Genomic DNA, 15936 nt, shown 5'->3' with positions numbered 1-15936 from the left:
GTGACCACCACAGTAGTGGCATGAATCACACACTTTCCCCTGCAGCGCAGCCGGGCCCCGCCGCCGGACCGGAGCGGTCAGGACTCTCCGGATATCCCAGGCGTTCGGTCCTTGCCGTCCTGGTCTGCTGGCTGTTGGTCGTCTTCGACGGCTATGACCTGATTGTCTACGGTACTGTCCAGGCATCCCTGATCAACGACACGGGCTGGGGCCTGACCAAGGCCACGGCGGGCACCATCGGCTCCATGGCCTTCATCGGCATGATGATCGGTGCGATTTTCGCCGGCCGCATGTCCGATGCGTGGGGCCGCCGCCGAACCATCATTGGCTGCGCTGTCGTCTTTTCGGTGTTCACCATCCTGTGCGCCTTCGCCCCGAACGCCCCGGTGTTCGGGGGATTGAGGCTGCTTGCCGGCATTGGACTGGGCGGCCTGGTGCCTTCCGCGAATGCCTTGGTAGCTGAGCTGGTGCCTACCAAGTGGCGGTCAACCATTGCCACCCTGATGATGTCAGGGGTGCCGATCGGTGGCTCCATTGCGGCGCTGGTCGGCATCCCGCTCATTCCGGCCTTCGGCTGGCCCACGATGTTCCTGATAGCCGTGCTGGCATTGGTGGTTGTGATTCCGCTGGGTATCCGCTACCTGCCGGAGACGCTGCCCTCTGGTGCGGCCGGGACAGCGGAGAAGGAACCGGGCGGCTTCGGCTCCCTGCTCCGGGCACCGTTCTTCGGTATGAGCGTGCTGTACGCCATCGCCACCCTCGTGACCCTCTTCGCCTGGTATGGCTTGGGTACCTGGCTGCCCAACCTGATGCAGCTGGCTGGCTACAACCTCGGCTCTGCACTCACGTTTGCCCTCGCCCTGAACATGGGAGCCGTAGCGGGGTCGGTCATCACCGCGTGGGCGGGAACCCGGTTCGGCCCGATCCCCACGGCGATCGCCGCTGCGGCCGTGGCTGCCGCCGCACTGCTGGTGCTGGTGACCGGCCCAGCGGTCACCGTCGTCTACATCATGTTGGTCCTGGCCGGTGTGGGGACCCACGGCACCCAGTGCCTCATCATTGCCGCCGTCGCCAGCCACTATCCGGCGCATCTGCGCGGGACGGCTTTGGGATGGGTCCTCGGCGTTGGCCGGATCGGTGCCGTTGCGGCCCCGCAGGTCGGCGGGCTGCTGCTGGCCGCCGGACTCGGCGTCAACTCCAACTTCCTGGCCTTCGCCGGCGCCGCCGCGGTCGCTGCCGTGCTCCTCGGAGCCATCGCCGTCAAGATCAAATCTTCTACCTCTACCCCCATCCCAGAAGGAGCCAGAAATGTCTGACCTGAAAACGTCCACTGAAGTCCTCGTTATTGGTGGCGGAATGGCAGGCCTCGCCGGCGCCCTGGCGCTGCGTGAGAACGGCGCGGACGTCACCCTGGTGGAACGGGCTCCGGAATTCGGCGAAGTGGGCGCAGGCCTGCAGATGGCCCCGAACGCTTCCCGCGTCCTCCAGCGCTGGGGCCTCCTGGAAAAGGCCCTGGAAATCGGTGTCCAACCCAAGCACCTGGTCTTCCGCGACGCCATCACCGGCGAGGAACTCACGCGCCAGACGCTCGGCGGGGAATTCGCGGAGCGCTACGGCGCACCGTACGTCGTCATCCACCGCAGCGACCTGCACCGCGTTCTGCTCGAGGGCTGTGAGGCCGCTGGCGTCAAGCTCGTCAACGATGTCATGGTTGAAAGCGTTGAAACCGTCAACGGCCGGGGCGTGGCCCACACTGCCACGGGCGTCGAGTACCACGCCGATGTCATCATCGGTGCCGACGGACTGAAGTCCAGTCTCCGTCCGCTCGTGGCCAACGACGAGCCGGTTTCCTCGGCCTATGTCGCATACCGGGGCACCGTGCCGATCACCGAAAACACGCCCAGGGCCGACCTTGAAGACGTCATTGTTTACCTCGGACCGGACTGCCACCTCGTGCAGTACCCACTGCGCAAGGGTGAGCTGTTGAACACCGTAGCCGTCTTCAAATCGCCCTCCTTCGAACGCGGCGAAGAACAATACGGCGGCGTCGATGAGCTCGAGGACGCCTACAGGAACTGCGTCCCGGCCGTTCAGGAAGCGCTGAAGAACCTGGCGACGGGAATCCGCTGGCCCATGTATGACCGCGACCCTGTCGAGAACTGGGTTGCCGGCCGTATGGTGCTGATGGGCGACGCCGCACACCCCATGCTTCAGTACCTGGCTCAGGGCGCCTGTCAGGCCCTTGAAGATGCGGCCGTGCTGCAGGACGTCAGCAACGGCACCGTCTTCACGGCAGAAGGCATCAACCCCGAAGCCTGGGACGATGCGATCAAGGAATTCACCAGCGTCCGCGCAGGCCGTACCGCCCGCGTCCAGCGCACCGCCCGCGTCTGGGGTGAATCCTGGCACGTCTCAGGACTGGCGCGCACGCTCCGGAACCTTTTGTTCAAAAGCCGAAAGGACGGGGACTTCCAGTACAACGACTGGCTTTACGGCCAGGATCAGCCCGGAACCCCGGAACTCCGGGCAGCAGCCCAGCCGGAAGCGCTCCCTGTCTGAGTCCCTGACTGGCTGAGCCTGCTACACGGGTCAGAAGTCCTTGAGAAGGGGCTGCACGCAATGCAACCATTGATGCGTGCAGCCCCTCATTTGCATACCGACCAGTCCCGGTCTGCCGGCGTAACGGAGAGCGCTATGCGGAACGTCACCCTGTATCTGGACGTCGACGGCGTGGTGTGCCCGTTCGGAGCAACGGGTTGGACGCCGTGGGGTTCCGGCTGGCGCCTCGCGAACGCCGGGGTTCTCGAAGTGGCTTATGCTGGCCAGCTGGTTGACGGGCTGAACCAACTTTCCCGTGCGCCGGGAGTCCGCTTTGTGTGGCTCACCAGCTGGGAGGACATGGCCGCGGAGTACCTGTGCCCGGCTATCGGCCTGGCCGGCGGCCGCTGGCCCTGCCTGACGGCGGAGGGCGGCGGAACGGGGGAGGGCTGGTGGAAGCTCGCCGCCCTCCAGGAGGACCTGGCGGCCAACACCCCTGACGGCGTCGTGTGGATTGACGACCAGCTCCGGTATGAACAGGAAGCACTTGCCTGGGCCGGGTTCCTGGGCGAGCGCATCCTCACGGTGTCGCCCGATCCCCGGCGGGGAATTTCTCCCGCCGAACTGGCCGCCGTCAGGGCGTTTGCCACCAGGCAGCTGTTTTGACCTAATGCCATGGACGCGTACGATCGATAAGGTTTCAAGCCGGTTCTGTTAACACCGCAGGTCATTCCACGTGAACTGCAGGTGAATTATGCTGCAGGGAAGGCGGGGGTAACGGAACTGCTGAACGTCGTCTCTGCAGATTGGGCAACAGGTGGATATCACCTTCATGGTGGCGCTGGTCATCGGACTGGCACTATTTTTCGACTTCACTAACGGTTTCCATGACACCGCAAATGCGATGGCTACCCCTATCGCCACCGGTGCCATCAAACCGAAGACCGCTGTGACGCTCGCCGCAATCCTGAACCTGGTCGGTGCCTTCCTCTCAACGGAAGTGGCCAAAACAGTCTCCGGCGGCATCATCCGGGAAGGCTCCGATGGTGTCCAGATCACTCCGGACATCATCTTCGCCGGGCTGATGGGCGCCATCCTCTGGAACATGATCACCTGGCTCAAAGGGCTGCCGTCCAGTTCATCCCATGCCCTCTTCGGCGGGCTGATCGGCGCAGCAATCGCCGGCATCGGTTTCAATTCCGTGAACCTGGAAACCCTGCTCCAGAAGGTCATCCTGCCCGCCATCTTCGCCCCGCTTATTGCCGGCCTTGTGGCGTACCTCTGCACCCGGCTCGCTTATGCGCTGACATCCCGGCACGATCCTGACACAGGCAGCAAGCTGACGCAGAAACGCGGCGGGTTCCGCACCGGCCAGATTTTCACATCCAGCCTTGTGGCACTGGCGCACGGAACGAACGACGCCCAGAAGACCATGGGCATCATCACCCTGGTGCTGATTTCCGCCGGCACCCAGGCCCCGGGCTCGGGCCCGCAGTTCTGGGTCATCACGGCGTGCGCGGTGGCCATCGCCGTCGGTACATACGCCGGTGGCTGGCGCATCATCCGGACCATGGGCTCCGGGCTCACCGAGGTCAAGCCCGCCCAGGGCTTCGCGGCCGAGACCAGCACCGCCTCGGCCATCCTTGCGTCCTCTCACTTGGGTTTCGCCCTCTCCACGACGCAGGTGGCGTCCGGCTCGGTGATCGGGTCCGGCATGGGCCGTAAGGGCACCACTGTGCGCTGGAACATGGTGGGCAAGATCGCACTGGGCTGGCTGTTCACGCTTCCCGCCGCCGGCATTGTGGGCGCGTTGACCGCGCTGCTCGTGAAGACGGGTGTGGTGGGTGTGGTGATTGCCGCCGTTGCCGGCACCGCCGCGGTGCTGTTTATGTTCTTCTATTCCCGCAAGTCGTCGGTGGGCCACCACAATGCCGTTGAAGTCGAAGAAGCGGGCCAGACCGTCCGCTTCGCCAAGAAGAATGCCCTCGTCCGGGCCCGCGCCAAGGCGAGCCAGCACAAGGATGCCGCCAAGGCGGACCAGCAGAAGGACGCTCAGCTATGAAGTGGTTGGAACTCTTGACCGTGGCCGGCACCACCCTGGTGTCCGCAGTAACGGTTGTGGTCCTGTATTCGCTGGGCGTGCGGCTGACGGCCATCGCCGGCGACGCCCAGCAGGCCTCACCCCGCGCCAAACGCTACTTCGCCTACACCTGCTTTGGCCTCTGCGGCGTAGCTGTGCTGTTCGGGCTGTATCTGATCATTCCTTACTTCAGCAAGTAGTCCTTTAGCCCGTCCACACCGCAGCGCTACTCTGGTTCCATGTCCAGGATCCAGTATTTTGTCGCGGCCTCCATCGACGGGTTCATCGCCACCAACAAGGATGACCTCGCCTGGCTTCTCGAATTCGACGGCTTCGAGGGCGGCAAGGAAAGTTACGAAACCTTCATGGCCGGCGTTGGCTGCATCGTGATGGGCGGCGAGACGTACGCCTGGCTGATGGAGCACGAACCCGGCAACTGGCCGTACCCTTCCACACCCTGTTACGTGTTTACCCGGCACGAGCACGTTGCCCCGGCCGGCATCGACATCACCTTCGTCCGCGGTCCCGTCGAGGAGTTCATCCAGGACTTCAAGGACCACGCCGGCGGCATGAACGTCTGGGTGGTCGGTGGCGGCAACCTCGCTGCACAATTCGCCGACGCCGGGCTGCTGGATGAACTCATCCTGTCGGTCATCCCCGTGGTGCTGGGCGAGGGCAAGCGGCTGCTCCCGCTGGAAGGCCCGACGACGCCACTTGAGTTGACGGCGTCCCGCACCTTGGGGCGGGGAATCGTGGAGTTGCGCTACACCCTCACGGCCCCGGAACGGCCCCGTTAGCCAACTCCGCCTGAGGCTGTCAGGCCTCCCCCGAGTCGTTGTCCCGCAGCATGTTGGTGATGCGGGCGGTGGAGAGGCGGCGGCCTTTTTCGTCGGTCATGACGATTTCGTGCGTTGTCAGGGTCCGGCCCAGGTGGATCGCGGTGCAGGTCCCTGTCACGGTGCCCGCGGCGATCGCACGGTGGTGCGTGGCGCTCACTTCGATGCCCAGGGCGTGGCGGCCGGCGCCGGCGTGCATCCCGGCAGCGAAGGACCCCAGGGTCTCGGCCAGCACCACATGGGCGCCGCCGTGCAGGATGCCCGCCACCTGGGTGTTTCCTTCCACCGGCATGCTGGCCACCGTCCGTTCCGGGCTCATCTCCAGGAAGTGGATCCCCATCTTCACGACCAGGGCACCGATGCCCATGTGGCCGAGCCAGTCGTGGAGGTCCGCCGGTATGCCTGCTGTGACCAATTCCTCAGTGAAGGGCTCGGGCGTGAAATTGTCCATCATGGGAACTAGGCTGGCACCTGTGAGTGAAACTACCAAACCGGCCCCCTTCCCGACCGAAACTACTGCGCTTGACGCTGCTGATGCCTTACAGGACATCAGCGTCCTGCCGGTCGGAGGCCAGGTTTCCGCTACGGAGGCACCCGTGGTTCCCATCACCGGCCAGCCGCGGCTTCTGGTGCTGGACGGCCACTCGATGGCGTTCCGCGCCTTCTTCGCCCTGCCGGCGGATAAATTCTCCACCGCCAACGGACAGCACACCAACGCCATCCACGGCTTCACCTCCATGCTGATCAACCTGATCAAGGAACAGAAGCCCACGCACATTTGCGTCGCCTTCGACGTCTCGGATGACACCACGCACCGCAAGGCGGAGTACAGCGAGTACAAGGGTGGCCGCAACGAAACGCCCCGTGAGATGAGCGGCCAGATCGACCTTATCGACAAGGTTATGGAAGCCTGGGGCATCAAGACCATCAAACTGCCCGGCTATGAGGCGGATGACATCCTGGCCACCCTCGCGGCCATGGGGGAAAAGGCAGGCTTTGAAGTCCTGCTCGTCTCGGGCGACCGCGACGCCTTCCAGCTGATCACGGACAACGTTTTTGTGCTCTACCCGAGGAAGGGCGTCAGCGACATCCCCCGGATGGACGCGGCCGCCATCCAGGAGAAGTATTTTGTGACGCCCGCCCAGTATTCGGACCTTGCCGCGTTGGTGGGGGAGACCGCGGACAACCTCCCGGGTGTTCCGGGCGTCGGCCCCAAGACTGCGGCAAAGTGGATCAACCTTTACGGCGGTCTCGAGGGCGTCCTTGAGCACCTGGACGCCATCGGTGGAAAAGTAGGGGACTCCCTGCGCGCCAATGTCGAGGACGTCAGGCGTAACCGGCGGCTGAACAGGCTCCACACCGACCTCGACCTCCCGCTCACGCTGGACGACCTCGCCGAACCGCGCCCGGACGAGGCCGCCCTGGAGACGCTGTTCGACGAGCTCGAATTCAAGACCATCCGTAACCGCCTCTTTGCCCTGTACGGCAGCGAGCAAGTGGAATCCGCGGAGCGCGAAAGCATCGCCACTCCGGACTTCGTGACTCCGGCCGGGGCAGCCGAGCTGGGCGCTTTCCTGGCGGCCGGCGCTGGCAAGTCATCGGCAGTCGCCGTCGACCTGGTGCCAGGGAGAATCGGTGAGGACGCCTCCGCACTGGCCATCGTCCGTGACGACGCCGCCGTCTACATCGACCTCGCCAGCCAGGACGCCGCCGCCGAAAATGTCCTCGCGGACTGGCTGCGCGATGAAAACTCCCCGAAGGTCATGCACGGCTACAAGGCCGCGCTGAAGGCCCTGTCCACCCGTGGCCTGGGCCTGGAGGGAGTGGTGGATGACACCTCAATCTCCGGCTACCTCATCCAGCCGGACCGCCGCACCTATGAACTCGCGGAGCTGGCCCAGCACCACCTCAACGTCAGTGTGCCGTCGGAGACCTCCAAGGCGGGCCAGCTGGAGCTGGCGTTCGACGGCGACGATGCCGCCGCTGCCGGTGCCCTGGTCCAGGTGGCGGCCGTGGTCCAGGCCTTGAGCCGGCACTTCGAATCAGAACTCACCGAACGCAAGGCCGGGGACCTGCTGACCACCCTCGAGCTGCCCGTCAGCCGCGTGCTGGCCGACATGGAAACCGCAGGCATCGCCATCGACCTGCCGCGCATGGACGAGCAGATCGCCGATCTGGCCAAGGTGATCGACAACGCGCAGGAACTTGCCTTCGCCGCGATCGGCCACGAGGTTAATCTCGGATCGCCAAAGCAGCTGCAGACCGTACTCTTTGACGAACTCGAGCTGCCGAAAACCAAGAAGATCAAGTCCGGCTACACCACCGATGCCGCGTCGTTGAAGAACCTCCTTGAAAAGACCGGGCATGAATTCCTGGTCCAGCTGATGGCGCACCGGGAGTCCTCGAAGCTGCGCCAGATGCTGGAGTCACTCAAGAAGTCCGTGACCGAAGACGGCCGGATCCACACCACCTATGCGCAGAATGTGGCAGCGACTGGCCGCATCTCCTCGAACAACCCGAACCTGCAGAACATCCCCATCCGCAGCGAGGAAGGCCGGCGCGTCCGTGGCATCTTTGTCGTCAGTGACGGCTACGAATGCCTGCTGTCCGCGGACTACTCGCAGATCGAAATGCGGATCATGGCGCACCTTTCGGGAGATGCAGGCCTGATCCAGGCTTACCAGGACGGCGAAGACCTCCACCGGTTTGTGGGCTCGAACATCTTCCACGTGCCGACGGAGGAAGTCACCAGCGCCATGCGTTCCAAGGTCAAGGCCATGTCGTACGGACTCGCCTATGGCCTGACCTCGTTCGGCCTGTCCAAGCAGTTGGAAATTTCCGTGGACGAGGCCCGCACCCTGATGAAGGACTACTTCGACCGGTTCGGCGCCGTCCGCGACTACCTTCGCGGCGTGGTGGACCAGGCCCGGGTGGACGGATACACGGCCACCATCGAGGGTCGTCGCCGTTACCTGCCGGACCTCACCAGCACGGACCGGCAGCTGCGCGAAAACGCGGAGCGCATCGCCCTGAACTCACCCATCCAGGGATCGGCCGCGGACATCATCAAGCGCGCCATGCTGGGCGTGCACGCTGAGCTGGCGGCCCAGGGACTGAAGTCGCGCATGCTGCTGCAGGTCCACGACGAACTGGTGCTGGAAGTCGCCGCCGGTGAGCGGGAAGCGGTGGAGAAGCTCGTCACAGAGCAGATGGGCTCTGCCGCGGACCTCACCGTCCCGCTGGATGTCCAGATCGGCGTGGGCCCCAGCTGGTACGACGCCGGCCACTAGGAACGGGCTGCTGGGACGGGACGGCTGGAAACGAACTGGACGGGGCACGATGGACAAGTACGACGTCAAGAAACAGTTCAAGGATCTGTAAGCGCCCCGGGCCCGGGACTTCGAAGTGGTCACCGTCCCGCCAAGACTCACAGGCTTGTGAAAAAGTGAAATATCCGACGCTAAGGTTTTTTCGGGCGTCGTAGTGGCCTGTATTTGCCGGGTTTGATGTGGTTGGCGCGGGGCCAGGTGTAGTCGCCGGTGAGGTTGATGTGTTCCCAGCCCAGGGGTGAGAGGAACCGCAGGAGGTCAGGATCGACGTGGCCGCCGTTGCCGGTCAGGGTGGTGATGGTGCGGTCGAGGTAGACGGTGTTCCAGAGGACGATGGCGGCGGTGAGAAGGTTCAGTCCGCTGGCGCGGTAGCGCTGCCGTTCGAAGGAGCGGTCGCGGATTTCGCCGAGCCGGTTGAAGAAGACGGCGCGGGCGAGGGTGTCCGGGCTTCGCCCTTGTTCAGGCCGGCGGTGACTTTGCGGCGCAGGCCGGGGTCTTGGAGCCAGTCGAGCAGGAAGAGGGTCCGCTCCATTCTGCCCAGTTCCCGTAGTGCGAGGGCGAGCCCGTTTTGGCGGCGGTAGGCGCCGAGTTTGCGCATCATCAGGGACACGGTCACGGTGCCGGTTTTGATGGACGCCGCGAGGCGGAGGATTTCATCCCAATGCAGAGCAATTGTTCTTGTGTTGATGGTCCCGCCGATCAGCGGCGCCAGGGCCGGGAGTCCTGGATCGTTGGTGGGGGTGTAGAGGCGGGTGTCGCCGATGTTGCGTTGTGTCTGCAGCCCCACCAGCAGGGGCCGGCAAGCGCCAGTCATTCCAGAAGCACCCTGATGGGCCCCGGACGGGACGGCGCATCAGACCTGGTCGTCACGGCGTCTGCTGTGCAGGCCCCGCCGATAGCCTGCTGTTATCAAGAGGATAGTCCACCTGCGGTGACCGCTTTCGGCCGTTCTTTGTCCTCGCCTGAGGCCCTGGCCCTGGCCGCTGGCGTGGAGACTTTCTGCGGCGCCGCGGTCCCGCTGCCTGGGGTGCGCTGACAAAGCAATCTTGTATCAGTGGCTGACGATGGTCAGCCACCAATTGTGATGAGGAGAAATTTGATGACCCACCATGTGAAGTCCATGCTCGAGGCCTACCCGAAGGATCTGCCAGGAGTGGACCTGGAGAAGCTTGCCGAGTGCATCGGGGCGTGCTTTGAATGCGCCCAGACCTGTACGGCGTGCGCGGATGCCTGTCTCGGCGAGGACATGGCCGCTGAACTGACCAAGTGCATCCGGACCAACCTGGACTGCGCTGACATTTGCGCCGCGACCGGCAAGATCCTGTCCCGGCGCACCGGGTATGACCCGGACAGTCCTGGCAGCCTGCGCGGCCGCGTGCAAGGCCTGCGCCGGCGAATGCGAACAGCACGCCGGCATGCATGAGCATTGCAGGATCTGCGCAGAGGCGTGCCGCTGCTGCGAGGCGGCCTGCACGGAACTCCTGTCAGCGTTGGGCTGATATGTAGGCCCCGTTGTCAAGAGGCAGAGGTGAGCGGCTCCTGGCTTTTTGGTTCCAGGGGCCGCTCATTATGTGCCGGCCGGTTGTGGTTTCGGTGTTGGCGAGTCTTTTTCTCGACTGCAGTGTCAGGCTGATATTCGCGGGTTGGTTACCGCATGACGATGTGTTCGGCTGGGAGCGTATCGGTGGTCTAGTTTCGAGCGTCGACAGTTGAGGCCCGTCTGCTCATAGCCCAGTCTCGGGTTAGCTCCGCGTGCTGCCGAATCGCGTTGACTCATCCACCCTGGCCCAGCGGGCCGCCGTTAAAGGCTCCGCAAATCACCCGGCAGGATCCCAGCCGGGGACACTAAAGACATCGTGAACGCCCAGGAAACCGAGATTAAGGAAATGCAGCGGCTGTTGAACACCCTTTAAACTCTGCATTGCGGGCTGCTGACCGCACTACAAGGCCGGTGAGCAGCCCGCGGCATACCATCGGTGACACTCTACCTAGCCTTGGTGACGGCGGACGGCGCCTGAGATAGGCGGTTACAGTGGTACTGCGCAACGACTGCGAAAGGAACCTCTCATGGGTAAGGGCTCCACGCCACAGAAGCTGTCTCTGACCGGATCCGTGGCCCTTGGGACGGGGGTGATGATCGGCGCGGGGATTTTCGCTCTTGTGGGGCAGGTCGCCGAGCTGGCCGGGGGCTGGGTGCCTTGGGCGTTCTTCGCCGGGGCCGTGGTCGTGGCTTTCAGCTCTTATTCGTACATCCGGTATTCTGCAGCGAACCCGTCCTCGGGCGGGATTGCGATGCTGCTTAAGGCCGCCTACGGGCCAGGAGTGGTCGCTGGGTCTTTTTCGCTGTTCATGTATGTGTCCATGATCCTGGCTGAGTCTTTGCTGGGCCGCACCTTCGCCACCTATCTGCTGCGGCCCTTTGGTTTGCAGGGCTCGGTCCTGTGGGTGCCGGTCCTGGCGGTGGCCGCGATCGCGGTCGCTGCCTTGGTGAACCTGGTGGGCAACCGGTGGGTTGAGGGATCGGCCACGGTAACGGCGGCGATCAAGATTATCGGTATCGCCGTGCTGGCCATCGCGGGTATCCTCGCGGCCGGCGTGTCGTCCCTGGGCCGGCTGTTTACCGTGGCGGACCGCACGCCACCGGATCAGGGGTGGCTGGGCTTCCTGGCCGGGGTCACGCTGTGCATCCTGGCGTACAAGGGCTTTACAACGATCACCAACCAGGGCGCTGACCTGCGCAATCCTGAGCGCAACATCGGCCGGTCCATCATGATTGCCATCGGCCTGTGCACCGCGCTCTACCTGCTGATCACCGTAGCGGTCACCGGCAGCCTCACGGTCGAGCAGATCCTCGGGGCCCGGGACTATGCCCTGGCCGAGGCCGCTTTGCCGACCTTCGGCTCCTGGGGCGTGACGCTGACTGTGGCGATCGCCGTGGTCGCCACGCTCTCCGGACTGGTGGCCAGTCTGTTCTCGGTCTCGAAGCTCTATGACATGCTTCGAGACATGGGGCAGGCCCCCGGGCTGCCCGGGCAGGAGGGTCACCAGTCGCTGTACATCACCGCGGGACTGGCCATGGTGATGGCCGCGTTCTTCGACCTGTCCCAGATTGCCTCTCTCGGAGCGATTCTGTACCTCGCCATGGACATCGCCATCCACGTCGGTGTAATCCGCCACCTCAGAAGGGACATCGAGGCCAAGGTCTGGATCCCATGGACGGCCATCGTGCTCGACACCGCCGTTCTCGTGCCGTTCGTGCTCATCAAGGCCCAGTCGGATCCGCTCACCATCGTGATCACCGTTGTCGTGGCCGCAGTGATCACTCTTGCCCAGTGGATCGTGGTGCGCCACCGGCGTCGGGACGGCGCACCCTCACAGGAAGCCTCGCCCCAGGACCACCCCCACTGACGCTTACCCCCGCGTCCTCCTGCTGCTCATACGCCACGTCCACCGTGCGGGTCCGGGTGTGATCGGTCCGTGACTGTGGCTCACGGATCAAGTCATTGTTTGGTGGGCGCGCGCTGTTCGTCGAATTGGCGGGCAATCAGGACATCGGTGCTGGAATGGGCAAGGATCGACAGGACGATGACCAGGGCGATCAGGTGGAAGACCTGGTCGGCCAGGCCAATACCGGATTCGAGGACAATGAGGCCGTATACGACAGAAGCGAAACCTTTGGGCCCGAACCACATGGCCGCCAGCTGTTCTCTCCTGCCCAGAGCGGACCCGAGGAAGGAGACAAAAAGAGCTGCTGGGCGGGCAGCAACAATGGCCAGGACGGCGAAGATCCATCCGGCCAGCGGGATCTCCCCGAACAGGAACGCCGGCGTGATCAGGGCGCCGAAGACCATGATCGCGGCGAGCTTGATCAATTCCGTGATCAGTTCTCCGAACTGTTCAAATTCGTGCCGGAGCCCCCTGCCCGCAGTAGCGACAGTGACACCGGCGGTGAAGGCCGCGAGGAAGAGGTTGGCATGGGTGGCATAGCAGATGGCCAGCACCAGCAGGCCGATGGAAACCGCGAGCAGAGGCTGAAGCGACCTGGCGGCCTGCAGGAAGGGAAGCCGCTCCAGCAGCAGGACACCATAAGGGACCACGATTCCGACAACGATGCCCAGGCCGAGTTCCTCAGCCAGTTGCCACCCGTGAGCGTCCGTGCCCCCGGTGAATGCCAGGAGCACCAGGACGATGGGAAGGGCAAGGCCGTCATTGAGGCCTGATTCGACGTTCAGCAGGTGACGGAGCCGGGCTGGAACTTCTTCACGTCCCACGATCGCAGCGGCAAAAACGGGATCGGTAGGGGCGAGGACGGCACCTATGAGGAAGGACTCCAGCCAGGGAAGCCCGGCCACGAAATGGGCCAGGAGGGCCGTGAGCACCAGAGTAATGGGCAGACCGAGCAGCAGCGCCCTGCCGGGCAGCCGCCACGCACGCCGAAGGTCGGAGACCCCCGCCCTCATGCCGTCGGTGAAAAGGACTGAAAACAGTGCGAGCTCTGCCAGGCCACCCACGATAGGGTCGCCGGGTCCAATGTGAAGAACGCCCAGCACGCCGTCGCCCAGGACAAAACCACCGAGCAGGAAAAGGACAGCCGTGGACAGCACCGTCCGGTGCGCGCGCTCGGAGACCAGCACAGCGATCATCAGGAGCACGGCAAAGACCAGGACAAGCGATGCCGACATCATCACCTCCTACAAGCCGCCCTCGGGTGGCGGCCGAACACCACCGGACGCGGCCAGAGCACTGAACGTTCCGATTCTCAGACCGGCTTCCGGCCAGCCTAACGGGAAGACTGGGCGAACCGTCATGGCGTCTTCTGGCCGTGGCGCCGTTCAAAAGACCAGCAGGCCCTTTTCCAAGCCCGGTCGGGGCGTCAGACGTTCACGCAGCCGGCAGCGTCCGACTGTTGTTTTGTTTCCCGGGCCTGACAGGCACGGGGCCGGTGGGCGGACTTCCTGCGCCATGCCAGCCGGGCAGGGGTCGTGTTCGCTGAGATCACTGGGTTGTGCGGAAAGGGTGCCTCAAGCGCCGCTAACGACCGTCGCGGGTGATGCTTCCCGTTGGCAGGTCGCTTCAAATTAGGAGTGTGCACGCTGGGAAGAACCCCTCGGAGATGACGTCATCGCTTCGGCAACAATCGACAGACTCATCCACCACGCCAGACGTCATCGCTCTCAAAAGCGCCAGCTGCCGCGGACGCCACCACACCAAACGCACGCCTACCCCACAACCCACCCACTGGCAGCCTCCGGACCTGGCGCGGGTGACCCTCACCGCGACCCTGCAGCCTGGGCAGCGGCCGAGGCTCGTCACGTTCGTCGCTTAGGGCTGGTCGGAGGTCCGCTCGCAACCGGCAGTCGCTGACCATATCACCGTCGCCCTCACGGCAGCGGGGCAGAGCGGGTGGGAGGGGCTGGCGATTCCGGCCAAGGGCTTGACCGGCCCCAGCTATTATGGGCACGCGTTCTGGGACACAGAGGCGTACACGTGCTGCAGGCGCTCACCTACACCGCACCCCAGGCTGCGCGCGACGCACTGGGGTGGCGGCACTCGATCCTGCCCCAGGCGCGTGAGCGGGCGGCCCAGCTCGGGCTGGCCGAGGCGGTGTTTCCCTGGCGTACGATTGCCGGGCGTGAATGTTCTGGCTATTGGCCGGCCGGACGGGCTCCGGCCCATCGGCGACCCAGCCGATGATGCCCGCAACATGGCGCCTATCGTTCGAGGAGCCTCGGACAAGGCGTCCGGCTACCGGTCTATTCGTACACCGGAAGACCGCCCCGTGTTCTTTCCTTAGGAGGTCTTGGGCCGGACGACCAGGACAGGACATGGCGCGTGGTCGATGACCTGGGTGCTGACCGAGCCCAGGTGCAACCCGGGAAATCCCCCATGCCCTCGGGAGCCAACGACCACAAGATCCGCGTCCTGGGCCGCGTCGAGTATTGCCGATGCCGGTGAATCACTGTTAACGACCTGCCCGGTGGCGGTCACCCCCTCATCTGCAGCAGACTTCAGCGCCTCAGCCTGAAGCGTCCCTGCGATCTGCTCCGGGGACTCTTCATCGGCGATTCCACCCGCCGCCGTTTCCAGCACAGCCGGATACCAGGCCATCGGCGCCCTGTTCCATGCCGTGACCAGGCGGAGCTGACCGTCGCGCTGCCGGGCCTCGTCCACCGCCCAGCTCAGCGCTGTCTGAGAATGTTCGGAACCGTCAAACCCCACCACAATCGTGAACGCGCTGTCACTGCTCATTTGTCTTCCTTTCCCTAGCCACAAAGTGCATCCTAGCCCCAACGTGCCCGCACCGTTCAGAATCGGAAGTGCGACGGTCGGCGCAGGCACTACAGCCGCTCGACACTGCCGGAGAGATTGGGTGCATGATATGAATTCCGGACCTCCGATGCCGAAGGCGGCGTTCCATCCCAGGACCGCCGAGCACCGCGACAAGGGACGGGGTATGCTCCGCCTGCGTGATGCGGTGGCGATGGCAGTCGGAGGTGTCAATTTTCACTCGGCGTTGACACTCGGCCCTGAAAAGCTGCCCGGCCGGCAGCGCCACGGGGTTCAGCGATGCCGCTGCTCTCCTCCCTAGCCCTGCGCCGTCTCAGGCCATTCACGGTCACCCATTGGGGCAGCTTGGTCATCGCGGTTCTTTGTTGGTGACTCCTTCCGGAGGGCTTTCCAGCGTGGAGGCGTCGGTGTTCGCTCCGCAGACGATCACCGCTATGCGTTCGCCGTCGCGGGGGACGTAGGCTCCGGAGGTGACCGCAGCGAATGCCGCCGCTGCACCGTACTCGGCGGGGATCCGATAGTCGCTCCACAACTGGGAGCGGGCGGAGACGATGGCTGTGTCGTCCACTAGCCCGGATTTTTCATGATGCTCGGGTTGGCCGTCGGGTTCCGGTTTGATTCTGGTTCGGGCTGATTTTCTGGTTTTGGGTGTGCTGGCAGGGCCTGGTGTCGCTGGTTGGGCGTCGGGTTCCACGTCTCCGATGGGTCGTGCTGGTGGTTGAAGGGCTGGCCGAGTGGTTCTCAGGCCAGAAGCCGGTCCTGTTGTCGGAGGCTGTTTTTCAGCTCGGTTATAGCGGCCAGGAGCGTGGTGATCGTTTCGGTTTCCGGTGCTTTGTCAGGGATCAGCAGCCGTGTCCGCCGGGCA

General features: G+C 64.3%; 12 protein-coding genes and 4 pseudogenes. 11 read left to right on the top strand and 5 right to left on the bottom strand.

Going from position 1 to position 15936, the window contains the following annotated elements:
- The first annotated feature begins 20 nt into the window (after positions 1-20).
- The 6 genes from DAD99_RS19885 (at position 21) to DAD99_RS19860 (ending at position 5415) form a co-directional block, all read left to right on the top strand.
- Positions 21-1316, top strand: coding sequence for an aromatic acid/H+ symport family MFS transporter (locus DAD99_RS19885; RefSeq protein WP_193342923.1), 1296 nt, complete (start codon positions 21-23; stop codon positions 1314-1316).
- A complete protein-coding gene (locus DAD99_RS19880) occupies positions 1309-2559 on the top strand; it encodes an FAD-dependent oxidoreductase (RefSeq protein ID WP_193342922.1) in 1251 nt (416 codons plus the stop codon). Before DAD99_RS19885 ends, DAD99_RS19880 begins: the two co-directional genes overlap by 8 nt.
- Before the next feature lie 135 nt (positions 2560-2694).
- On the top strand, positions 2695-3204 hold the full coding sequence (locus DAD99_RS19875; RefSeq protein ID WP_193342921.1) for an HAD domain-containing protein: 510 nt from the start codon (positions 2695-2697) through the stop codon (positions 3202-3204).
- Between the two features lie 151 nt (positions 3205-3355).
- Positions 3356-4600: an inorganic phosphate transporter gene (locus DAD99_RS19870; protein ID WP_193342920.1), complete on the top strand. Its 1245-nt coding sequence runs from the start codon at positions 3356-3358 to the stop codon at positions 4598-4600.
- Complete coding sequence (locus DAD99_RS19865; RefSeq protein ID WP_193342919.1) at positions 4597-4818, top strand: hypothetical protein; 222 nt, start codon at positions 4597-4599, stop codon at positions 4816-4818. The genes DAD99_RS19870 and DAD99_RS19865 overlap by 4 nt, the downstream gene beginning before the upstream one ends.
- Positions 4819-4857: 39 nt before the next feature.
- Positions 4858-5415 carry a dihydrofolate reductase family protein gene (locus DAD99_RS19860; protein WP_193342918.1) on the top strand — a complete coding sequence of 186 codons (558 nt, stop codon included), beginning with the start codon at positions 4858-4860 and terminating at the stop codon, positions 5413-5415.
- 19 nt (positions 5416-5434) lie between these two features.
- Here the strand turns inward: DAD99_RS19860 and DAD99_RS19855 are convergent, their stop codons facing one another.
- A complete protein-coding gene (locus tag DAD99_RS19855; RefSeq protein ID WP_193342917.1) occupies positions 5435-5908 on the bottom strand; it encodes a hotdog fold thioesterase in 474 nt (157 codons plus the stop codon).
- A 193-nt stretch (positions 5909-6101) separates the two neighbouring features.
- Here DAD99_RS19855 and polA point away from each other — a divergent pair, with 193 nt between their 5' ends.
- The gene (polA, locus tag DAD99_RS19850) at positions 6102-8744 is read left to right on the top strand and encodes a DNA polymerase I (protein ID WP_375372282.1); all 2643 of its coding nucleotides are present in this window, start codon (positions 6102-6104) and stop codon (positions 8742-8744) included.
- A 170-nt stretch (positions 8745-8914) separates the two neighbouring features.
- Here the strand turns inward: polA and DAD99_RS19845 are convergent.
- Positions 8915-9552: pseudogene (locus DAD99_RS19845) on the bottom strand (Tn3 family transposase); the annotation flags it as partial.
- Positions 9553-9882: 330 nt separating this feature from the next.
- On the opposite strand from DAD99_RS19845, the pseudogene DAD99_RS19840 reads away from it, so the two are divergent.
- Positions 9883-10282, top strand: a pseudogene (locus DAD99_RS19840) (four-helix bundle copper-binding protein).
- 568 nt (positions 10283-10850) lie between these two features.
- Positions 10851-12191 (top strand): APC family permease, encoded by a 1341-nt coding sequence (locus DAD99_RS19835; RefSeq protein WP_193342916.1) that lies wholly within the window; start codon positions 10851-10853, stop codon positions 12189-12191.
- Between the two features lie 92 nt (positions 12192-12283).
- Here the strand turns inward: DAD99_RS19835 and DAD99_RS19830 are convergent, their stop codons facing one another.
- Positions 12284-13468, bottom strand: a complete 1185-nt coding sequence (locus tag DAD99_RS19830) for a sodium:proton antiporter (protein ID WP_227008306.1) — start codon at positions 13466-13468, stop codon at positions 12284-12286.
- A 683-nt stretch (positions 13469-14151) separates the two neighbouring features.
- Between DAD99_RS19830 and DAD99_RS22365 the strand changes: the two are divergent.
- Positions 14152-14259 (top strand): annotated as a pseudogene (locus DAD99_RS22365) (hypothetical protein); the annotation flags it as partial.
- 11 nt (positions 14260-14270) lie between these two features.
- On the top strand, positions 14271-14477 hold the full coding sequence (locus tag DAD99_RS22210; protein WP_375372280.1) for a hypothetical protein: 207 nt from the start codon (positions 14271-14273) through the stop codon (positions 14475-14477).
- A gap of 96 nt (positions 14478-14573) precedes the next feature.
- Here the strand turns inward: DAD99_RS22210 and DAD99_RS19820 are convergent, their stop codons facing one another.
- Both DAD99_RS19820 and DAD99_RS19815 read right to left on the bottom strand, forming a co-directional pair.
- Positions 14574-15032 (bottom strand): universal stress protein, encoded by a 459-nt coding sequence (locus tag DAD99_RS19820; RefSeq protein ID WP_193342915.1) that lies wholly within the window; start codon positions 15030-15032, stop codon positions 14574-14576.
- Between the two features lie 388 nt (positions 15033-15420).
- A pseudogene (locus DAD99_RS19815) lies at positions 15421-15651 on the bottom strand (hypothetical protein); the annotation flags it as partial.
- Positions 15652-15936: the final 285 nt, after the last annotated feature.

It is taken from the genome of Pseudarthrobacter sp. AB1 (assembly GCF_014926485.1).
Taxonomy (GTDB): domain Bacteria; phylum Actinomycetota; class Actinomycetes; order Actinomycetales; family Micrococcaceae; genus Arthrobacter.
Note: the sequence above shows the minus strand (reverse complement) of the source record. Positions and strands in the feature narration are given on the sequence as shown.

Bases quoted from the DNA above. Each gene is read 5' to 3' on its own strand.
- DAD99_RS19885 (WP_193342923.1), top strand. From the start codon at position 21: ATGAATCACACACTTTCCCCTGCAGCGCAGCCGGGCCCCGCCGCCGGA.
- DAD99_RS19880 (WP_193342922.1), top strand. From the start codon at position 1,309: ATGTCTGACCTGAAAACGTCCACTGAAGTCCTCGTTATTGGTGGCGGA.
- DAD99_RS19875 (WP_193342921.1), top strand. From the start codon at position 2,695: ATGCGGAACGTCACCCTGTATCTGGACGTCGACGGCGTGGTGTGCCCG.
- DAD99_RS19865 (WP_193342919.1), top strand. From the start codon at position 4,597: ATGAAGTGGTTGGAACTCTTGACCGTGGCCGGCACCACCCTGGTGTCC.
- DAD99_RS19860 (WP_193342918.1), top strand. From the start codon at position 4,858: ATGTCCAGGATCCAGTATTTTGTCGCGGCCTCCATCGACGGGTTCATC.
- DAD99_RS19855 (WP_193342917.1), bottom strand. From the start codon at position 5,908: ATGATGGACAATTTCACGCCCGAGCCCTTCACTGAGGAATTGGTCACA.
- polA (WP_375372282.1), top strand. From the start codon at position 6,102: ATGGCGTTCCGCGCCTTCTTCGCCCTGCCGGCGGATAAATTCTCCACC.
- DAD99_RS19835 (WP_193342916.1), top strand. From the start codon at position 10,851: ATGGGTAAGGGCTCCACGCCACAGAAGCTGTCTCTGACCGGATCCGTG.
- DAD99_RS19830 (WP_227008306.1), bottom strand. From the start codon at position 13,468: ATGATGTCGGCATCGCTTGTCCTGGTCTTTGCCGTGCTCCTGATGATC.
- DAD99_RS19820 (WP_193342915.1), bottom strand. From the start codon at position 15,032: ATGAGCAGTGACAGCGCGTTCACGATTGTGGTGGGGTTTGACGGTTCC.